Source organism: Mycobacterium sp. NGS19, from assembly GCF_059813155.1.
In genome coordinates this window covers 284,363-304,397 of record NZ_JCALEB010000001.1, presented here as the reverse complement: position 1 = coordinate 304,397, position 20,035 = coordinate 284,363, and the positions used below count along the sequence as shown (strand labels likewise).

The window sequence follows — 20,035 nt, the reverse complement described above, 5'->3', positions numbered from 1 at the left end:
CGCTCACACACCCGTTCCGAGCCGTACCGGCATGCGTTTGACGCCGGGCACCATCGTCGCGCGCATCCGGTCCACATCGCCGGTGAGCTCGAGCGTGGAGTAACGGCCCAACAGCACCTCGAACAACACGCATGCCTCGAGCCGGGCCAATTGGGAACCGACGCACGAATGCTCTCCGCAACCGAATGCGATGTGTGGGTTGGGATGGCGGGTCACCTTGAATTCCTCTGCGTCGCTGCCGAACACGTCTTCGTCTCGGTTGGCCGATCCGTAGAGCATGACGACGGTTTCGCCCGCTGTGATGCGCTGGCCGCGCAGCTGGACGTCGGCGGTCGCGGTGCGGGCCATGTGCGTCACCGGAGTGGTCCACCGCAGCATCTCCTCGACCGCTCCGGGGATCAGCGACGGGTCGTCGACAAGCTTGGCGCATTCGGCTGGGTGGGCGATCAGCGCCAACGTGCCCAGTGCGATGAGATTGCGGGTGGTTTCATTGCCCGCCACCAGCAACAGGAACGCAAAGTTGAGCAGATCCTCATCGGTGAGCTTCGCGCCGTCGATTTCGGCGCAGGACAGTACCGACAGAATGTCGTCTTCAGCGTGCTTGCGTCTGGCCGCGATCAGTTGCGTGAAGTACTCGTAGAGCTCGCCGATAGCCGCGACCGAATCGAGCTCGATCTCGGGATCGGCCACTCCGGTACACGCGTCGGACCATCGCCGGAACTGTTCCCAGTCTTCCGGCGGCGCGCCCAGCAGCTCGGCGATCATCCGGGTAGGCAGCGGTGCGGCGATTCCTTCGGCGAACTCGAGAGCGCCGCCGGGTCTTACCTCGTCCAGCAGCCCGTAGACGATCGCGCGGATCTTGGGCTCCAGCACCTGCACCCGTCGGCGGGTGAACCCGGTGTTGATGAGCTTGCGCAGCTGCCGATGCCGGGGCGGATCGGTGAAGATCAGGTTTCCCTCCTGCACCGGGTTCTCCGGCAGCCCCGGGTCGGGGATCGTGATGCCCTTGGTCGACGTGAACAGCGCCGGATTGCTCGATACCTGGCGAATGTCCTCGTACTTCAGCAGCGCCCAGAACTTGGTGACGTCGTTCCACACGACCGGTGAACTGGCGCGCAACTCTTTGTAGGCCGGATACGGATCACCGATGAAGAAGTCCGGCGAGTGGAGAGGCACGCTCGTCTGCACTGCCTGACCCCTCTCGCGCGGCGGCGACTGTCGGACAGATACAGCACGTCTGTCGGATACGGTTGTGTCTAGTGCAATGGGCTCACCTTGTCAACACACGGGATTGACGAAGTCGATCGGACAGGTGTACACCGAATGTTGACTGCTAGCTCGATGGGGATGCAACGATGGCCAACCTGTGTGCACTCGTCGACAGCTACGGTCTCTACATCGACGGACGATGGGTCGACCCGCGGGAAGGTCGCTACGACGACATCTCACCCGCCACGGAGGCCACGATCGCTTCGGCCCCCGACGCCGGGCTCGCTGATGTCGACGCCGCGATTGCCGCGGCTCGCCGGGCCTTCGACTCGGGATGGTGGCCCACGGCCGCGCCCGAGGAACGCGGTAGGTGCCTCAACCAACTGGGCACGGCGCTGCTCGACCATGCAGACGACTTCTACGCACTGTCACAAATCGAATGGGGCTGTGTAGCCAACGAGCGCTTGATCCAGATCGACGGACCGGCCTTCATGGCCTTGCACGCCGGTGAGCTCGCTGCGCAACTGACCGATCAGCCGATCGATGCCTTTGGCGCCACCGGTTCGACGGTGCTCTGTCACGAGCCGCTGGGCGTTGTATCGATTCTCACGCCGTGGAACTTTCCGCACAGCCTCAACGCGATGAAGGTCAGCAACGCGCTCGCCGCAGGCAACACAGTGGTGCTCAAGCCCTCCCCGCTGACACCGTTGGCGGGCCTCGCGCTTGCCCGAATCATCCACGAACACACCGATATTCCGCCGGGCGTCGTCAATGTGGTGACACCCAGCAGCGTCGAGGCCAGCAAGCTGTTGACCGCCGACCCCCGCATCGACATGGTCAGCTTCACGGGGAGCTCGGCGGTGGGCCGCGAAGTGATGGCCGCGGCGGCCGGAACCATGAAGCGGATCCTGCTCGAATGCGGAGGCAAGTCAGCGGCCATCGTCCTCGACGACCTCGAGCTGAGTGACGAACTGCTGCAACGTTTTCTGTTCGACGGATGCTCACTGCACGCCGGGCAGGCCTGCATTCTGCAGAGCCGGTTGCTGCTGCCGGAATCACGTCACGACGACGTGGTCGACCGGCTGATCGACATGGCGGGGGCGGTGAAGGTTGGCGACCCAACGGATCCCGAGGTGCAGATGGGTCCGCTCATCAGCCGTGCACAGCTGCACCGCGTGGAAGCGCATGTAGCGGCAGCGCTGGCCGACGGTGCGACATTGGCTTTCGGCGGCCACCGCCCCGCGCAGCCGGATAAAGGCTTCTACTTCGAGCCGACGATCCTGACCGATGTCGCTGCTGACTCAGCGATCGCTCAGGAGGAAGTGTTCGGACCGGTCCTGGCGGTCCTTCGCTACCGCGACGACGACGACGCGGTCGCGATCGCCAACAACTCTCAATACGGGCTCTCCGGCGCGGTCTGGGGCGACGACGTCGGCCGCGCGGTCGCGGTGGCACGACGCGTGCGCACCGGGCAGATCGCGGTAAACGGTTGCATCCCAGGCGATGCGCCGTTCGGCGGTTTCAAGCAGAGCGGCTTGGGGCGCGAAGGCGGGGGCCTGCCGGGACTGCATCAGTACACGGAGCCGAAGGCCATGGGAATCCCGGCTTGATGGCATCCCTCGAAGGACTGCGCGTCGTCGAGATCGCGAGTGACATCGCGGGCCCGTACTGCGCCAAACTGCTTGTCGACCTCGGTGCCGAGGTCACCAAAATCGAGCCACCGTCCGGAGATCCGCTGCGGCGCTGGGGACCGTTTCCCGGTGACGTCGCGCACCCCGACCGCTCCGGTCTGTTCGAGTATCTCAACGCTGGAAAGCTTACGGGCACAGTCGATTTGGAAACGGACGCCATGGCCGTGCATCACCTCATCGCTCGGTCGCATGTGCTCGTCGACGGCCTGCGACCCGGATCGCTCGATCGCTTCGGATTCGACGTGGCGACACTCGAGGGCCTGCGACCCGGCCTCGTCGTCGTTCGCATCTCGGACTTCGGTCAGAGTGGACCCCTGAGCGGCCGCGACGCGACACCGCTGACCGTGCAGGCGGCCTCAGGGTGGGTCAACAACCGGGATCCCGACCGTCCACCGGTTCAAGCCGGCGCGAGAATCGCCGAATACGTTGCGGGAGGATACGCCGCGCTCGGCGCCTTGACCGCACTGAGAACCCTGCGCGCCAAGGCAACTCGTGTGGTGGAGGTCGACGTGTCGGGACTCGAGTCGCTGCTGTCGACACTTCCGTATCCGATGCTGATGGCTGAAAAGATGCGTCGCCTCGGGTTGCCGCCCAACACCCGGGCCGCCCCGATGATGGGCATCGTCCGCGCTTTCGACGGCTGGGTCGGAATCAACTGTCTGACCGGGCAGCACTGGCTGGATGTGTGCGCCATGCTCGGTTTGCCGGAATACGGGGAACTACAGGTCGCGATCATGCTGGGCGGCCCCGAGCGAGCGGAGTTCTTCGAAAAGGCCCAGCCATGGCTTTCCGAGCGAACCGTGGCCGAAATCGTCGACTTGGGCCAAGCGATGCGAATTCCGGTCGCGCCCGTCAACGACGGCGCAACCGTCATGGAATGTCCGCAATACCGCGAGCGCGAGTTCTTCGTCGACGGTGGCGGCGAAGGCTGGGCATTCCGCCGGCCCGGTGCTCCGTTTCGACTGTCCCGAACGCCCGCATTGCCCGTCCGGCCAGCCCCTCGACTCGGTGAGCCGCCGAAAGCGTCTGCAAGCGAGGCGAAACCGGCGTTCATCGCGAGTGACGACGCCGATCCGGCGGCACCGTTCAAAGACCTGAAGGTGCTCGACCTTACGACCTTCTGGGCCGGTGCCTATCTGACGTGCTATCTCGGTGCCTTCGGCGCTGACGTCGTAAAGGTGGAGTCGATCCAGCGTCCCGACGGTCACCGCTATTCGGGCGCATGGGCTGACGAGGGAGAGCGTTGGTACGAGCGCAGCGCAATGTGGCAGGGCACGAACCTCAACAAGCGAGACATCACACTGGATCTCACGTCCGCCCCGGGGCGCGATCTCGCCCGCCGACTGGTGCGCGATGCCGATGTGGTGGTCGAGAACTTCTCGCCGCGAGTGATCGAGCAGTTCGGGCTGGACTACGAGTCGCTCACCCGACTGAGACCCGACGTGATACTCGTGCGCATGCCCGGCTTCGGCCTGCAGGGGCCGTGGCGCGACTACGTCGGCTGGGCACTGAACTTCGAGCAGACATCGGGCATGGCGGCCGTCACCGGCTACGCCGAGGGGCCGCCCTGCAACCTGCAAGGACCGGCTGACCCCATCGTCGGAGTCCACGCCGGGATCGCTTTGCTCGCGGCGCTCCAACACCGGCGCCGCACCGGCGAAGGACAACTCGTCGAGATCGCGCAAATCGAGGTGGCGGCGGCTGTTGCCGCCGTACCGGTGATCGAGTACTCGATGAACGGCGTGGTCGCGCCGCGTGACGGCAACCGCCAACGCGGCTATCTGCAAGGCGTCTATCCCACAGCGGTGGCCGGCTCATGGGTGGCGATCTCCGCTCGCGACAACGAGGACTGGCGCCGACTGGCGCGTGCGATGGGCCGCGCAGACCTTCCAGAAGAGATTTCCCACGATACGTTCGACGAGGTGGTCGCCGCTTGGACGCAGACCCAGTCGCCGACAGACATCGTCGATGTCCTTGGCGCGCAGCGGGTTCCGGCCGAGCACGTCCTCACGCCCGATCGGATGTACGACATCCCGCACCTCCACGCACGAGGGTTCTACCAGGAGTTGCGGCACCCCATCACCGGCCCGCACCGGTACCCGGGTTGGCCGTTTCGCATCACCCCGGGACCCGAGCAGCACCACCGCTTCCCGCCGCCGACGCTGGGCCAGCACAACGACGAGATACTCGGCGGCCTAGGGCTCGACAGCGAGGAACTCGCGGCCCTGCGCCACCGAAGGATCATCGGCGACGCTCTGTAGCGCGCTCCACGTCCGCAATGCGTTCATTGTGCGTCGAGGGCGTGGGCTACTCGAACTTTCGCGCCATGGAGGCACAGTCAACGAAGCTCAGGTGGCCGAGGCCGCCGCGATCTCGGCGATCGCCTTGTCCAGCACCGCGTCGAACTCCTCGTCACTTTGCTGCGCGGTCAGGCCCTCGGTCAGCGCGCGGGAGAAGCTTGCGATCACGCCGTTGTTGCGGGCGAGCCGGGCGCAGGCCTCTTCGCGGGAGTAACCGCCCGACAGGGCGAGCACGCGCAACACTTTGGGATGCTCGACGAGCTCGCGGTACAGGTTGTCCTCGTCGGGCAATGTCAGCTTCAGCATGACGGTCTGGTCGTCGGCGAGGCTGTCGACCCCGGCGAGCAGCCCGGCCTGGAGCTGCTGTTCCGCCTCGGCCTTCTTCGGGCTCTTGATGTCGACCTCCGGCTCGATGATCGGGATGAGGCCGGTGGCCAGAATCTGGCGGGCCACCTCGAACTGCTGCTCCACCACCGCGTCGAGGCCTTTGCCCGGAAGCGAGATGAACGAGCGCATCTTGGTGCCGAAGATGCCCTTGTCGACCGCGCGCGCCAGCAGGTCGTCCAAGCCCGGCATCGGCTTCATCACCTTGGCGCCGTCCTGTTCGTCGGCCAGGCCCTTGTCGACCTTGAGGATCGGCACGATGTTCTTGACATCCCACAGGTAGTCGGCGGTGGGGCGGCCCTCGATGTCGCGATCCATGGTGTCCTCGAACAGGATCGCCGCCAGGATGCGGTTCCCGTCGAAGCTGCGGCTGGTGATGATCCGGGTACGCATCTGGTGCACCAGCTCGAACATCTGCTCGTCGGTGGAGTACTGGTCTTCGCCGATGCCGTAGAGCTTCAGCGCCTTGGGCGTGCTGCCGCCGCTCTGATCCAGCGCCGCGACGAAGCCGTCGCCCTTCGCCATCTTCTCGTACTGTTCTGCGTTCATCACTGTCCTCCGCACCTGTGAACCGCCTGCGCTGCTCATGTGCATGTTGGCACAGCGCCTGTGCCTGCAAGACGGCGGATGCGGCGCTAGGGCATCGGCAGCACGCCGGGCGCCGGTTTGCCCACGCGGGTGGCCGTCATCGGCTGCGACAGGGGGCCCGGCTCGTCACCGGCACATGCGTGGCCCACCGTGGCCACTGTGCGGGTGCCCGTCAGCGCGTCGCCTTGAGGCACCAGCGACCAGCTCAGCAGCTGGTTGCGGCTGTCGCCTTCTTCGCACGGAGAGTCGTAGGGCAGCGACAGCTGCCATGTGCCGTCGACGAACTGCAGGGTCAGGTCTGGGTTGTGGGCTGACACGGCCTCGGTGTCGTTGGTGTTCAGCAGCACGGCGCGGGCGATGCAGCCGTCGGCGCCGCACGACGACGTGAACGAGTACGTCGCCGACGTGTCCGCGGTGGGCCTGGGCACGCCGTTGATAGCCCGCTGTGCGCCGTTGAAGTCGACACGGTAGGTGCCATTCAGCGTTGGATCGGCGGCGAAGGCGGGTGCGGTGGAGGCAAGCACGCCCAGGGTGGCGACGACAACGCAACGAAGCAGCATCCGTCGAAGGTACGTCATTCGGCGGCCAGCCGGCGCTTGATCACCTTGCCGGTCGGATTGCGCGGCAGCTCGTCGACCACGACGACATCGCGCGGCACCTTGAACCTGGCGAGCCGGCTCCTGACGTAGTCCTTGACGTCCTGCTCTGCCAACGACGCCCCCGGCCGCACCACGACAAAGCTGCGCAGCCGCTGCCCGTACTCGTCGTCGGGCACGCCTATCACGGCGGCGTCGAGCACGTCGGGGTGGGTGGCCAGCACGTCTTCGACCTCCACGGGGAACACGTTCTCGCCGCCCGAGACGATCATCTCGTCGTCGCGGCCGTCGATGAAAAGCCTTCCCGCAGAGTCGAAGTGGCCGACATCACCGCTGCTCATCAGCCCGTGCATGGTGTCCTTGGTACCTCCGCCGGTGTATCCCTCGAACTGCATGCTGTTGCCGACGAAGATCCGCCCTGTCACACCGGGGGGCACCTGCCGGCCGTCGTCGTCGAAGATCTTGACGACGGCTCCGCGCACCACTCGCCCGACGCAGCCCGGTTCTTCGACGAGGTCTTCCGGCGTGGCGACGCTGCCGTACGCGACTTCGGTTGAGCCGTAGAGGTTGTAGACCACCGGCCCGAACGTCTCCATCGCGCGCGTACACAACTCCGCGCCCAGCTGCGATCCTGCGACGAAGATGATCCGCAGTGACGACACGTCGTACCGCGAAAGGGTCTGCGGGCCGAGATCGAGAATGCGCCGCAGCATGATCGGCACCACGATCAGCGCCGAAGCGCGGTGTCGCGCAATGCTTTCCAGCGTCTGCTGTGGATCGAACCGGCGACGCACCACCAGGGTCGAGTTCATGATCAGTGCGATCAACAGGTGGCCGAAGCCCAGTGAGTGAAAGATCGGCGCGCAGCACTCGGTCACCTCGCCGACGCGAAACGGCGCCTTGTCGAGCAGCCCGGCGAGCGGCAGCAGCGATCGTGGCGCGGGCCGGGTGGCGCCTTTCGGTGTGCCCGTCGTGCCACTGGTCAAGATCACGACCGTGGGCCGCGCGCCCGGTGCCGACGGCGGAAACGGATCGCCGCGGCGGATCAGCTCGTCGAGCGTGTCGTCACCCGGGTCGTCGGCCCAGGCGCGGAATCGGCCATGCGCCACCTCGATGCCCGCCACCGTGTCCGCGTACTCCTGGTCGTACACCAGCAGCTCGGCGCCTTCACGGCGAATCACCTCTCTGATCTGGTCGCCACCGAAGTCGGTGTTGAGCAACACGACTCGTGCGCCCACCTTCATGCCCGCGAACAATGCGTCGAGCAGGCCGCGGTGGTTGCGGGCCAATATCGCGACACCGGATCCCGGCTTCAGACCGCTCCGCCGCCATTCGTTGGCCAGTGCGTTCGACCTCGCTTCCAGCTCGCCGAACGTCAGCTGCCCGCGCTCGTCGACAAGCCCGATTGCATCGGGTCTGCGCACGGCGGCCAGCGTGAGCACCGCGCCCAGCTCACCGTAGTCGCGGACCGCACGCACGATCCTCGCCAGCTGTGCCGGCGATAGCGGACGCAGCAGTCCAGCCCGGCCCAGTTGCACCAGCGACCACGCTTCGTCGCCGGCCCGGGTGAGGAGGCGCCGCAGCATAGTGAGCAGTGTCGTGGATGGCCGCACAAAAATGAACCCGCAGCCGGGTTGCTCAGCTGCGGGTCCGCCTTGTCCGCCGATTACGACGACTCGACCGTGTGAGCCTCGATCGACTTGGCCTTCCCGGCGCTGGTTACTTCGATGCGGCGCGGCTTGGCGGCCTCTGCCATCGGAATGGTGATCGACAGGACGCCGTTCTCGTAGGTCGCCGAAATCCTGCTCGGGTCGATGCCTTCGCCGAGTGAGAGCTGGCGCCGATACGTTCCGTAGAACCGTTCGTTCGCAAGCCACTGGACAGAGTCTTCGGCGGGCTGGGCCGTGCGATGTGCGGTGACCGTCAGCGTGCCGTTGTCGACGTTGACGTCAACCGAACCGGGGTCGACGCCGGGCAGATCGGCGGTGAGCACGTAGTGGTCGTCGACTTTGTAGAGGTCCATCGGCATGAACCGAGGACTGCGGGCCGTTCCAGACTGGCCGGTGAGCCAGCTGCGGGTAAGGGCGTCGATGTCGCTGAACGGATCAAACCGAAGCACAGCAGTCACCTCCTGGTCACCCTCAGAGCCCGCCACCCTGGCGGGCAGCCGATTCAACTGTGCACTGACAAGATTAGCGCTCAAGTGCCGCGACTGCTAATACTCGACAAGAAAATTTTCGGCCAATATCGTCGGCAGCATCCGGATGGCTGCCCGTACCGGACCATCTGACCAGCTGCCGCAAGGGGCCTGCCCGATGACCGTCGTCGCCACGGACCTCGGCTCACTTCCCGTGTTCGCCGGAATTCCGACAGACGAGTTGGCGCCATTGGCCGCAGAGCTCACCCCGGTACATGCGGCCGTCGGTCACGTGCTGATGCGCCAAGGCGACAAGGCGGTGTCGTTTTTCCTCATCGCGTCGGGTGAGGTCGAAATCCGCCACACCGACGACGACGGGCACACTTTGGTGGCGTTCCTTTCCGGGGGGCTGATCGGCGAGATCGCGCTTCTGCGCAATGCCCCGCGCACTGCGACCGTGGTGGCCACCGACGAGGTGCACGGCTACGTCGGCGATGTGACGGCGTTCCATCGACTTCTGGAAATTCCCGGCATCGCGCCGCAACTGATCCGCACGGCCCGGCAACGGCTGGCGGCGTTCATCACGCCGATCCCGTTCGAGGCGCGCGACGGCACCGAGCTGATGCTGCGTCCGGTACTGCCCGGCGATACCCAGCGGGTGGTGCACGGGCATGTGATGTTCTCGCCGGAGACGCTGTACCGGCGCTTCCTGTCCGTGCGGACGCCCACCGCGACCGTGCTGACGTATCTGTTCGAAGTCGATTACGTCGACCATTTCGTCTGGGTGGTCACCGACGGGGACGACGGGCCGGTGATCGCCGATGCCCGGTTCGTGCGCGATCCGCACGACCCGACGCTGGCCGAGATCGCATTCACCGTGGCCGACGAATACCAGGGCCGCGGCATCGGCACGCTGCTGTTCGCGGCGCTGGCGGTCGCCGCGCGTGTCGACGGCGTCACCCGGTTCTATGCCCGCGTGCTGGCCGACAACATGCCCGCACGGGCGCTGCTGGACCGCCTGGACGCGCCCTGGATCAGAGACGAGCCCGGCATCGTGACCGCGACGGTGGAGGTGCCGGATCCGGCCAAGCTGCCCGTAAAGGTCAAGCAGCTCAAGGCAATTCAGGACGTCGCCCGTCAGGTCATCCGCGCGTTCGAGTGACGCGTCAGTTGGCGCAATACAGCGAGATCTGCACGGTGCGACTGACGATCACCGGAACCAGAAACGTCGGCCCGTCCCTGCGGCCGCCCACCCGGACCGGGCGGGTGATGGTGTTCGGGTTGCGGACGCTGGTGACGACGCAGTCCTGCAGCGGCCCGCTGCCCACCCGATCGATGTTGACGGTGTAGCCCTGCTGTTCCCAGTAGTTGATGGTGTCCTGTGCCGACTGGTCGGCTGCCGCCGTCCCGGCCGGTGCCGCCACGACGACGCCTGTCGCCACCACCGCTGCGGCGAGGGACAATGCCGTGCGCACAGCCCCGCCTCCTGTTCCTGAGTACTCATTGAAGTACATCGCGTTTGGGGCGCCGAACGTTCCCGAATGGCGCAGGCAATCTGTGGTATCAACGGGCGTGCGCCTGCGCCGGTTCACCCTACTGGCGGCGTTGGCGCTCGCCGCCTGCTCGGTGCCGGCACACGGCCCGTCGGCGCCGTCGACCACGGCGCCCTCCGCCGGTCAGCCGATTGCCATCGACCCGGCCAACATCCGGCGTCTGCGCGGATCGTTTCCGCCGGGCTACGAGATCTCCGAGGTGCACGGGGCTGTGTCGCCGGCTGCCTACTGGGGCCTGCAACCCGGGTGGTCCGCGGAACCGCCGGCATGTGCAGCGCTCGCGGACCCCGCTGACGGCGGCGCCTCGCCAGGCGATGGCCTGTCCGGATCCGGAAGCGGCGGAATCATCTACGCGGTGGTGGCCGGCGCACCGCCGGCGCGAGGGCCAGACCCCGACATCGTCGGTACCTGCCAGCACTGGTCCATGACTTCCGGGCGCACGACCGCCGCAATTCAATTGTCCGGGGGCCCGGCGATCGCCGGTGTCGCGACAATCGGCATGACCGCGGCGATCCGCACCGTCGTCGAAGGCGGCACCAAGACCGACCTGCACGCCACCACCGCCACCGCCTACCTCGGCGATCACGTCGCATTTGTCACCGTCCTCACCGATCCCGGCTCCGCCGCGTCGTCACTGCCGCCCGATTTCGCGTCGACATTTCTGGCGCGCACCGTGGCGACGCTGCGCGGCTGAGTGTCGGCGTTCGGTACATTGCCCGGGTGCGGCTGAGGCTGGCGAGTGTCGTCGGAGTGGTGCTGATCGCGGCCTGCTCGGCCAACGGGCCCAGCGGAACGGCGACGACGACGTCGGCTGCGCCGGTCGTCGACATCGGCAAGGTGCTGTCGGTCAAGCCGAGCTTCGGCCCGGATTTCCAGGTGGTCACCACAGGCCCAGCTGGAATCGACCCGAAATTGCTTGCGCCGCAGAAGATTCCGGATGGCGTCACATTCGATCCGGCCGCGTGCGCGCAGTACGCCACCAAGCAGACGCTGCCGGCGGGTCTGCAGGGCAACATGGCTGCGGTGATCGCGACGGGCCAAGGCAACCGGTTCATCGCGATTGCGTTGGAGACCTCGCAGCCGGTGCCGTTCCAGCCGCCAACCGACAACTGCCGCCACATCGCGTTTTCCGGGCCGAACATGCGCGGCGCCGTCGACGTGGTCGACGCGCCTCACATCGACGGTACGCAAACCCTGGGTAGCAGGCGCGTGCTGGAAGCCACCGTGGGTAGCACGACGGGTGCCGGGCAGCTGTACACGTTCGCGGCATACCTCGGCAGGTACATGGTGTTGGTGACCGCCGACCCGCTGATCGTGCCGAACCAACCGGTGACTGCGGTGAATGTTCCTCGCGCGCAACGACTTTTCACTGACGCGGTGGCTGCAGTGCGCAGCTGATCACCGCACGCCGCGCGGCCTGAACTGGATGCTGATCCGCGGTCCGCACGGCTTGCTTGTCTTGGGCACGCAGTGCTCCCAGGTGCGCTGGCACGAGCCGCCCATCACAAGCAGATCGCCGTGGGCCTGCGGCAGTCGCAGTGATGCGCCGCCGCCCTTCGGCCGCAATGCCAGCACGCGCGTGGCGCCGAGGCTGACGATGGCCACCATGGTGTCTTCGGTGCGGCTGCGGCCGATCCGGTCGCCGTGCCACGCGACGCTGTCGTGGCCGTCGCGGTACAAGCACAGCCCGGCAGTGGTGAACGGTTCGCCCAGCTCCGCTGCGTAGGAGTGGTTGAGGCGATCGAGCAGCTGCGCGATCCGCGGATGCGGCGGCGCTTCGGTGGTGAGGTCGTGAAAGCTGAGCAGTCGGGGGACGTCGACCACCCGGTCGTACATCGGGCGGCGCTCCGCGCGCCACGGCGTGACGGCCAGCAATTCGTCGAACAAGGCGCCGCCGTCGTGCAGCCATCCGGAGCAGACGTCGATCCACGCGCCGTCGCCCAGCACCCGGCGGTCGGCATGCTCGAACAGCGCGGCTTGCACGGCGATCGCCATTCCGTCACTGTATCGCACGAGTGTTCGACTTCAGAGCCGGACGGCGCCCGGTCCCTGCTGGGCGAGCACGTCACCGGGGTTGGAAAGGGCACAGCTCTTCAGGCTGAGGCAGCCGCAGCCGATGCAGTCGGCCAGGTTGTCGCGCAGCCGCTGCAGATGCAAGATGCGGTCGTCGAGATCCTGCCGCCATCCCGCGGAGAGTCTTGCCCAGTCCTTACTCGTCGGCACTCGATCGACCGGCAGCGTGGCCAGCGCCTGGCGGACCTTGGCCAACGGGATACCCAGGCGCTGCGACATGCGGATGAACGCCACCCGACGCAGCGTCTCGCGCGGGTACCGGCGCTGGTTCCCCGCGGTGCGGCGGCTACTGATCAGCCCCTGGCGCTCGTAGAAGTGCAGAGCAGAGATCGCGACGCCGCTTCGGCGGGCGAGCTCGCCGGGTGTGAGCTCATGGTCGTCCATACCACCTCAACCATAGTTGAGGGGCTACGGTGCTATCTCGTGGCTGGCGTCGCGTTGGGCGTGGATTCAGAGGTGGGCAGGCTGCGCGCGGTGATCCTGCACCGGCCCGGGCCGGAGCTGCAGCGGTTGACGCCGCGCAACAACGATGCACTGCTGTTCGACGGGCTGCCGTGGGTGAGCCGTGCGCAGGAGGAGCACGACGCGTTCGCCGAGCTGTTGCGCTCGCGGGGCGTCGAGGTGATGCTGCTGGCCGACCTGTTGACAGAGGCGCTGTCGAGCGGGGCCGCGCGGATGCACGGAATCGGCGCCGCCGTCGACGCTCGGCGGCTGGGACACCCTCTGGCACAGGAGCTTTCGTCTTATCTACGGAGTCTGTCACCCGAAGCGCTGGCCCGGGTGCTGATGGCCGGGATGACGTTCACGGAGCTGCCGTTCACCGCGTCGGCCGAGGTATCGCTGGTACGCCGGATGCACCACGGCGGCGACTTCGTCATCGACCCGCTGCCCAACCTGATGTTCACCCGCGACTCATCGTTCTGGATCGGGCCGCGGGTGGCGATCACGTCGTTGGCGCTGCCGGCGCGAGTGCGTGAGACATCGTTGACCGACATCATCTACGCCCACCATCCCCGGTTCACCGGTGTGCGGCGGGCCTACGAGTCGCACACCGCGCCCGTGGAAGGTGGCGACGTGCTGCTGTTGGCGCCGGGTGTGGTGGCGGTGGGCGTCGGGGAGCGGACCACGCCCGCCGGCGCAGAAGCGTTGGCGCGCAGCCTGTTCGACGACGGGCTCGCACACACGGTGCTGGCCGTCCCGATTGCGCAGGAGCGCGCGCAGATGCACTTGGACACGGTGTGCACGATGGTGGACGTCGACGCCGTGGTGATGTATCCCAACGTCGTGCACACCCTGTCGGCCTTCACGATCACGCGCACGGAATCCGGCGTGAGGATCGCCGATGCGGAGCCGTTCATGGCGGCCGCGGCCCGTGCGATGGGCATCGATCGGCTGCGGGTGATCGACACCGGCCTGGACCCGGTCACCGCCGAACGCGAACAGTGGGACGACGGCAACAACACGCTGGCGCTGGCACCCGGTGTGGTCGTGGCCTATGAGCGCAACACCGAAACCAATGCCCGCCTTGAGGATTCGGGCATCGAGGTACTACCGATCTCAGCGTCGGAACTGGGTACAGGCCGCGGTGGACCCCGATGCATGTCCTGCCCGGCGGCCCGCGATCCGTTGTAGCCAGAGCGCAAACTTCTGGCGTAGTTTGAAATCGGGTCCGGCTGTGGAGGTGCCCGGTGAACGACAACCCAACTGAACAAGCCAAACGTCGGGCCGAGCAGGTGGCCGCTCGCATGAAGATCACCCGCCAAGATGCCGACGAAGCTCACCGGCGGGCACAACATGCGCACGCCCGCGCCCGGCAGGCGCATGAATCCGCGGCCAAACTCCACGAGCAAGCGGCAAGGCTGCATCGAAGAGCTGCCGAAGCCCACGAAGTACACGCGGCCCACGAACCGCATCGTGCAGACAAGCACCTGCGCACAGCAGCACAAGAGCGCAATGCAGCGCAACGGGAAAGTGACGCCGCGGTCAGCCAACTGCGCAAGGCCGACGAGGAACAACGCGGTTAGCCGTGCTTTGCGCTTCATCGCGGCAACCACTGTGGTGACACATGCCCGGCAAACTCTGTGATCCGTAGCCGACGGCGGCTGTACATCTGTCAACCCTTTTGCGCAAGGGCAATTCGGCATTGTGGTGACATCGATACGTCGGTGGCAAGTGCGTTCAGTGAAACGCATCGGCAGATCGTTGCCATTACCGAGGTGACCCGATCGCTTTGCTAAGCTGCCGCGCAAGCACCAACTTCTCAATGTCGCGGGGTTCAATGTGGCCAGCGGGACGCAGTGGCGCGGTGTCCGCACACCGGCGCACGTCCTCACTCTCCTTGCCGGCATGGCAGCTATCGCCTGGGCGATCTGGCGAGTTGCCGGCTGGGGCGACGCGAGCACCCGCGTAACGCTCACGTTTGCAGGTTTGATCACAGCCGGGACATTGGCCGCGGTGTGCGCGGTGCTGGCCGCTTGGCGCAGACACGGCCGCCAGAGGTTTGCGTGGCTGCTGTGGGCGGTCGCGTTCGCCGGCTGGACTGCCAGCATGGGGTCGTGGGCACACGAGCACGTACCGGAGGCCGCCTCCACGCCGTTGTTCCCGTCGCCCTTGCTGGGCATTGCGATCCTGCCGATCCTCAGCTGCGCCGCGCTGATGGTCTTTCCGTTCGGGCATGCGGGCCGATCACGCTGGCGGATTTTTCTGGACGGAGTACTCGTCGAAAGCTCGCTGTTTCTGGTCAGCTGGGTGTTCGTCCTCAACGATCTGTACACGTCCGGTCGTGTCGATCCGCTTGCGCTCAATGCCGGGTTGTTCGCTTCCATGGCCGGCATCGTGACCGTCACAGTCGCCGTCTTGCTCTTGGTGCGCGCCCGCAGCGGGCAGCGCCTGAGCCTCGGGCTGCTCGTCGCTGCAAGCGTGGCAACGGCCGCGTCGGACAACTGGTTTCTGGGACTGATCGCTGGCGGCAGAGAGGATTTGAACGGGCCCGTAGCTTTGGGCTGGTTCATAGGCATGCTGCTGTTCGCTGGTGCGGCGGTTGTGCGGCCGGCTGTACGGCCTGTGGTCTCGGCGCCGGGACCGGCGCTGCCGCCGGCGCTTTCGTCGTGGCTGCCGTATTTTCCGGCGGTGACGGCCGGGACGGTTGCCACGGTGGCTTACCGCACCGCGGTTGTTCCCAATGCCGCGCTGGTTGCGACAATCGTGATGACGATCAGCCTTTTCGCCAGGCAGTTCATGACCGTTTCGGAGAACCGTCGTCTGCTGCAGCGGGTCGCCGACCAGGCGCTGCACGATCCGCTCACCCGGCTGGCCAACCGAGCGTTGTTCCGCGATCGGCTGGCGCATGCCGTCGCACGGCACAACGTCGAGCGCAATGCGATTTCGGTGATGCTGATCGATCTCGACGACTTCAAGATGGTCAACGACCACATGGGGCATTCGGCCGGTGACGTGGTGCTGGGGCAGACCGCGCATCGGCTCGAGAGCTTTCTTCTTCCCACCGACACCGTGGCCCGTGTCGGCGGCGACGAATTCGCTGTGCTGATCGAAGGTGAGGTTGACCGCGCGCATCTGGTGGCCTATCGAATTGTCGAGGCGTTCGACCGGCCGTTCGTCGTCACCGGTGAAGAGGTGACAGTCAAACCCAGCGTCGGGCTTGCGGTGGCACCTCGCGGGAAGCTCGTCGACTCCCCAGAGGTACTGCTCAACCAGGCCGACATCGCGATGCGTGCCGCCAAGCGTTCGCGACTCGGTAACCTGCAGATCTTCACCAACGAGCTGACCTGCGACACGGACCAAAGCCATGCCCGGAACGGGAGAAACGGCGGCGGTTCCGCGGCGGTGCGCTTGCTGGGTGAACTGCGCAACGCGATCGAAAATCGCACGCTGACAATGGTCTACCAGCCCAAGGTGAACCTGCGGACCGATCAGATCGTCGGCGTGGAAGCGCTCATCCGGTGGCCACACCTCAAGCGGGGCCTGATCGAGCCGGAGAACTTCTTGGCGCTGGTCCGTCAGCACGGGCTGATGCGAGACCTGTCCGATCTCGTCATCGCCACAGCGCTCGACGATGCCGCGCAGTGGCATGGCCTCGGGCAGCACATCCCGGTCGCCGTCAACCTGTTTCCGCCGTTGTTCGCCGACACCCGGCTGCCTCGGCGCATCGCCGACGAACTCAGCAGCCGCAATCTCGGCGCGGACTCACTTGTCCTGGAGATCACCGAAGACCTGCTTATCGACGAAATGACCACGACCGCAAGTATTCTGGCGGACCTGCGCCACGGCGGGGTGCGTATCGTGCTCGACGACTTCGGCAGCGGTTACTCGGCGCTGCGTTACCTTCGCGAACTTCCGATCGACGAGATCAAACTCGAAAAGCGTTTCACCGCAGCCATTTTGGGTGACGAGCGGACAGCGGCGATCGTGCGCGCCGTCATCAACCTCGCGCACACCCTCAACTTGTCGACTGTGGCGGAGGGCGTCGAAGACGCCGAAACGGCCGACCGGCTGAGAGAATTCGGTTGCGAGATGGCCCAGGGTTTCTTCTTCAGTCCGCCGCTCGCCGCCCCGGCGCTCCACGAGCTATTTGTGTCCACCACCTCGCCGGCGGCTTTTTGACAACCGGGCGATCGACCGACCCACGACGTCACGCGTGCTGAGATCGATTGCCGCCGTTTCGTTTTGCGACGTACATCGCGGCATCGGCCGCGGCGATGAGCTGCTCGATGAGCTCCGCATGCGCCAGCCTGGCGGATTTCGGTAACACCACAGAGCTGAGCCCGATGCTGGCGGTGATGCCGAACGACAGCTCCGAGATGGAGTCGCGCAAGCGGTTGGCAAGATCCAGCGCGTTCTGTGACTCGCCGTATAGCGCGATGAGAAACTCTTCGCCACCGGCGCGGCACAGCGCCGCGCCGGGCGGGCTGTGTTCTCGCAGCAGCTCGGCGACCGCGCGCAGGGCGCGGTCGCCGACGGGGTGACCGTGGTTGTCGTTGACGCTCTTGAAGTCGTCGATGTCGATCAGGAGCACCGCCAGGCCGGTGTCGTCCGGTCGCGCGTCGGCCAGCCGGCTGCTGATGGTGTCGACGAAAGCCCGCCGGTTCAACAGCCCGGTGAGCGGATCTTCGTCGGACCGTGCGGCGTAGCGGCTCATCGCACCCGCCAAGCCGCGGATCGCCAAGGGGACAGAAACGTTGAGGAACCAGATCACCCAGAACGCCGCCGAGGCGGTCGCGACGTCGACATCGCGCGCCAGCCGGAACGCCGCGACCGTGGCAGTCAGCACCGCGACCGAGAAGTTGAACAGCAAGACTCTGGGGCTGTGGAAAAAGGCGATGTATCCCCCGGTGATCGCCGTTGCAGTGGCAGCCAGGGCCGCGACGGCGGCGCTGGGCTGCGTGAGACTCCATCCTGCGATGCACACTGTGCCGGCTACCGCGGCGAATTGCGATTGCCGGCGGGTCGGCCACCTCGTGAGCCAGAAAGCGGTCATGCCGACGGTGAAGAGGACGGTGACGATACTCAGGACTGTTGCCGGAGTGCAGGCGTTGCGGTCGGTGGCCAAGGCCGTGACGGGCACCAACGACGACGTGGCCACGACCACCGCCATGATCGACTGTGCAGAGCCCTGCAGCTTGCGCTGACGCAGAAACGCCGTCATGCGTGCGAACTGGTCGGGCCGACTCAACCAGCCTCTCACTCGTGACATTCGACGCCGTCTCCGCTCGGTCACCAGACCGTACAGCTAACTCAACGTCCAATAAGATACGCGATCTGTGGGTTTGCTAATTCACTAATTTGGGACGCTGACACGCGCATTGCCCAAAATCGGGAGAGCAATCCCAGTTCCAGGAAGACCAGTGGTCTCGATAAAGACGGCGATTTCCAGAGCGCATCCTCGACACCAAAGGAGCGCAATTTCTAAGCGATTTGCTGAGAGCCACCTCGCAAGCAGCTGTAGCGAACCGGCGCGAGTGCGTGGTCAGCGCCAGCTGGGCAGCCAGATCTCCATGTTCCACGTCGCCTGCGAGATCGGAATGCCGGTGAGGATGGGGAACAGCCAGGCGAAGTTCGCGATCACCGCAGCGACGTAGAAGCTGGCCACCAGCAGGCCGAGCGTTCGCCGCTCGCGCGACTGACCTGGGGCATACAGCACGTCGCCGAGAACAAGAGCGATCATGATCACCAGAAACGGCGCCATCGGCGCGGCGTAGAAGAAATACATCTGGCGCCCGATGTCGGCAAACCACGGCAGCCAGCCCGCGCAATAGCCGACCAGCGCTGCGCCATACCGCCAATCATGTTTCACCGCAGCTCGCCACAGCGCCCAGAGCAGCACCGGCAGCGCGATCCACCAGATGGCCGGCGTGCCGACCATCATCACCGCCTTGACGCATGACTGGGCACCGCAGCCGGCGATGTTCTGCTGGTCGATCGCGTACAGCACCGGCCGCAGCGACATCGGCCAGGCCCATGGTTTCGACTCCCAGGGGTGATAATTGCCTGCCGCGTTGGTCAAGCCCGCGTGGAAGTTGTAGACGCCGTAGGTGTAGTGCCACAGCGAGCGGATGGCGTCAGGCAAGAGGCCGCCCGGCCCGATCGAGCGGCCCACTTCGTAGCGGTTGATCGCCGTTTCGGACGCGAACCAGGGCGCATACGACGCCATGTACACAGCGAATGGAATGAGCCACATCGCGTACACCGTCGGCGCCGTGTCGCGACGCAACACACCGAGCCACGGCCGCGGCACCTGATACTGCCGGCGCGCGGCCACGTCGAACGCCAGCGACAGCGCCGCGAAGAACACCATGAAATACAGCCCCGACCACTTGGTGGCGAAGGCCAACCCCAGCAGCACGCCTGCCGCGAAGCGCCACCACCTCACGCCAAGCCTTGGCCCCCAAGGTGTTTCGGCGATGCGTCCCTCGGTGAACGCGACGTGCATGCGGGCGCGCATCTGGTCACGGTCGACCATCAGCGCTGCGAACGCCGCGACCACGAACGTCGCCAAGAAACCGTCCAGAAGCGCGGTGCGCGCCGAGACGAAACTGACGCCGTCGGCGATGATCAGCAGTCCTGCGATACCGCCGACCAAGGTCGAGCGGCTCAGCCGACGGGCGATCCGCGCTACCAGCACGACCAGCACCACCCCGGCCAGTGCGCCGCTGAACCGCCAGCCCCAGCCGTTGTAGCCGAAGATCGCCTCCCCGACCGCGATGAGCATCTTGCCCATCGGCGGGTGCACCACGAGCCCGTAGCCGGGGTTGTCCTCGACGCCGCCGTTGTGCAGCATCTGCCAGGCCTGCGGGGCGTAGTGCTTCTCGTCGAAGATCGGCGTCCCGGCGTCGGTGGGATAGCCGAGGCTGACGAACCGCGTGATCGCCGCGAGCGCGGCGACGACGGCCGTCATCGCCCAGCCTTGCAGCCGGTCGGTCGGGCCGAAGTCGGCGACCGGCGCGACCGGACCGGGGCTGATCATGGGTGCCTTGCGCTCGTCGGTGCG

Annotated in this window: 18 protein-coding genes; 8 read left to right on the top strand and 10 right to left on the bottom strand. The window is 66.2% G+C overall.

Annotated elements, in window-relative coordinates; genetic code table 11:
* Positions 1-3 precede the first annotated feature (3 nt).
* Positions 4-1,188: a cytochrome P450 gene (locus AC5Y4N_RS01525; protein WP_499906406.1), complete on the bottom strand. Its 1,185-nt coding sequence runs from the start codon at positions 1,186-1,188 to the stop codon at positions 4-6.
* Between the two features lie 167 nt (positions 1,189-1,355).
* Between AC5Y4N_RS01525 and AC5Y4N_RS01520 the strand changes: the two genes are divergently transcribed.
* Together AC5Y4N_RS01520 and AC5Y4N_RS01515 are read left to right on the top strand one after the other, a co-directional pair.
* Positions 1,356-2,819: an aldehyde dehydrogenase family protein gene (locus AC5Y4N_RS01520; RefSeq protein WP_499906404.1), complete on the top strand. Its 1,464-nt coding sequence runs from the start codon at positions 1,356-1,358 to the stop codon at positions 2,817-2,819.
* Positions 2,816-5,161: a CaiB/BaiF CoA transferase family protein gene (locus AC5Y4N_RS01515; protein WP_499906402.1), complete on the top strand. Its 2,346-nt coding sequence runs from the start codon at positions 2,816-2,818 to the stop codon at positions 5,159-5,161. The genes AC5Y4N_RS01520 and AC5Y4N_RS01515 overlap by 4 nt, the downstream gene beginning before the upstream one ends.
* Before the next feature lie 87 nt (positions 5,162-5,248).
* Here the strand turns inward: AC5Y4N_RS01515 and AC5Y4N_RS01510 are convergent, their stop codons facing one another.
* The 4 genes from AC5Y4N_RS01510 to AC5Y4N_RS01495 form a co-directional block, all read right to left on the bottom strand.
* Entirely contained in the window at positions 5,249-6,133 is an 885-nt protein-coding gene (locus AC5Y4N_RS01510; protein WP_499906400.1) for a fructose bisphosphate aldolase, read from the bottom strand.
* An 86-nt stretch (positions 6,134-6,219) separates the two neighbouring features.
* Positions 6,220-6,732 carry an Rv2253/PknI dimerization domain-containing protein gene (locus AC5Y4N_RS01505; RefSeq protein ID WP_499906398.1) on the bottom strand — a complete coding sequence of 171 codons (513 nt, stop codon included), beginning with the start codon at positions 6,730-6,732 and terminating at the stop codon, positions 6,220-6,222.
* Positions 6,733-6,746: 14 nt separating this feature from the next.
* A complete protein-coding gene (locus AC5Y4N_RS01500; protein ID WP_499906396.1) occupies positions 6,747-8,354 on the bottom strand; it encodes an acyl-CoA synthetase in 1,608 nt (535 codons plus the stop codon).
* Positions 8,355-8,434: 80 nt separating this feature from the next.
* On the bottom strand, positions 8,435-8,887 hold the full coding sequence (locus AC5Y4N_RS01495) for an Hsp20/alpha crystallin family protein (RefSeq protein WP_499907426.1): 453 nt from the start codon (positions 8,885-8,887) through the stop codon (positions 8,435-8,437).
* A gap of 196 nt (positions 8,888-9,083) precedes the next feature.
* Between AC5Y4N_RS01495 and pat the strand changes: the two genes are divergently transcribed.
* On the top strand, positions 9,084-10,067 hold the full coding sequence (gene pat / locus AC5Y4N_RS01490; protein ID WP_499906394.1) for an acetyltransferase Pat: 984 nt from the start codon (positions 9,084-9,086) through the stop codon (positions 10,065-10,067).
* Between the two features lie 4 nt (positions 10,068-10,071).
* Here pat and AC5Y4N_RS01485 read toward each other — a convergent pair whose 3' ends face one another.
* Positions 10,072-10,380 carry a hypothetical protein gene (locus AC5Y4N_RS01485; RefSeq protein WP_499906392.1) on the bottom strand — a complete coding sequence of 103 codons (309 nt, stop codon included), beginning with the start codon at positions 10,378-10,380 and terminating at the stop codon, positions 10,072-10,074.
* A gap of 82 nt (positions 10,381-10,462) precedes the next feature.
* Between AC5Y4N_RS01485 and AC5Y4N_RS01480 the strand changes: the two genes are divergently transcribed.
* Together AC5Y4N_RS01480 and AC5Y4N_RS01475 are read left to right on the top strand one after the other, a co-directional pair.
* On the top strand, positions 10,463-11,152 hold the full coding sequence (locus AC5Y4N_RS01480; RefSeq protein ID WP_499906390.1) for a DUF5642 family protein: 690 nt from the start codon (positions 10,463-10,465) through the stop codon (positions 11,150-11,152).
* A gap of 26 nt (positions 11,153-11,178) precedes the next feature.
* Positions 11,179-11,856: a DUF5642 family protein gene (locus tag AC5Y4N_RS01475; RefSeq protein WP_499906388.1), complete on the top strand. Its 678-nt coding sequence runs from the start codon at positions 11,179-11,181 to the stop codon at positions 11,854-11,856.
* Here the strand turns inward: AC5Y4N_RS01475 and AC5Y4N_RS01470 are convergent, their stop codons facing one another.
* A complete protein-coding gene (locus AC5Y4N_RS01470; protein ID WP_499906386.1) occupies positions 11,857-12,453 on the bottom strand; it encodes an alpha-ketoglutarate-dependent dioxygenase AlkB in 597 nt (198 codons plus the stop codon).
* 30 nt (positions 12,454-12,483) lie between these two features.
* Positions 12,484-12,915, bottom strand: a complete 432-nt coding sequence (gene soxR, locus AC5Y4N_RS01465) for a redox-sensitive transcriptional activator SoxR (RefSeq protein WP_499906384.1) — start codon at positions 12,913-12,915, stop codon at positions 12,484-12,486.
* Positions 12,916-12,954: 39 nt separating this feature from the next.
* Between soxR and arcA the strand changes: the two genes are divergently transcribed.
* The 3 genes from arcA to AC5Y4N_RS01450 all read left to right on the top strand — a co-directional run bounded on the left by arcA (position 12,955) and on the right by AC5Y4N_RS01450 (position 17,151).
* Complete coding sequence (arcA, locus tag AC5Y4N_RS01460; RefSeq protein ID WP_499906382.1) at positions 12,955-14,163, top strand: arginine deiminase; 1,209 nt, start codon at positions 12,955-12,957, stop codon at positions 14,161-14,163.
* Positions 14,164-14,219: 56 nt separating this feature from the next.
* The gene (locus tag AC5Y4N_RS01455) at positions 14,220-14,555 is read left to right on the top strand and encodes a hypothetical protein (RefSeq protein WP_499906380.1); all 336 of its coding nucleotides are present in this window, start codon (positions 14,220-14,222) and stop codon (positions 14,553-14,555) included.
* A 322-nt stretch (positions 14,556-14,877) separates the two neighbouring features.
* The gene (locus AC5Y4N_RS01450) at positions 14,878-17,151 is read left to right on the top strand and encodes a putative bifunctional diguanylate cyclase/phosphodiesterase (protein WP_499906378.1); all 2,274 of its coding nucleotides are present in this window, start codon (positions 14,878-14,880) and stop codon (positions 17,149-17,151) included.
* A gap of 28 nt (positions 17,152-17,179) precedes the next feature.
* Here the strand turns inward: AC5Y4N_RS01450 and AC5Y4N_RS01445 are convergent, their stop codons facing one another.
* Positions 17,180-18,232 (bottom strand): GGDEF domain-containing protein, encoded by a 1,053-nt coding sequence (locus AC5Y4N_RS01445; RefSeq protein WP_499940438.1) that lies wholly within the window; start codon positions 18,230-18,232, stop codon positions 17,180-17,182.
* Positions 18,233-18,514: 282 nt separating this feature from the next.
* Complete coding sequence (locus tag AC5Y4N_RS01440; protein WP_499909828.1) at positions 18,515-20,011, bottom strand: dolichyl-phosphate-mannose--protein mannosyltransferase; 1,497 nt, start codon at positions 20,009-20,011, stop codon at positions 18,515-18,517.
* Between the last annotated feature and the right edge of the window lie 24 nt (positions 20,012-20,035).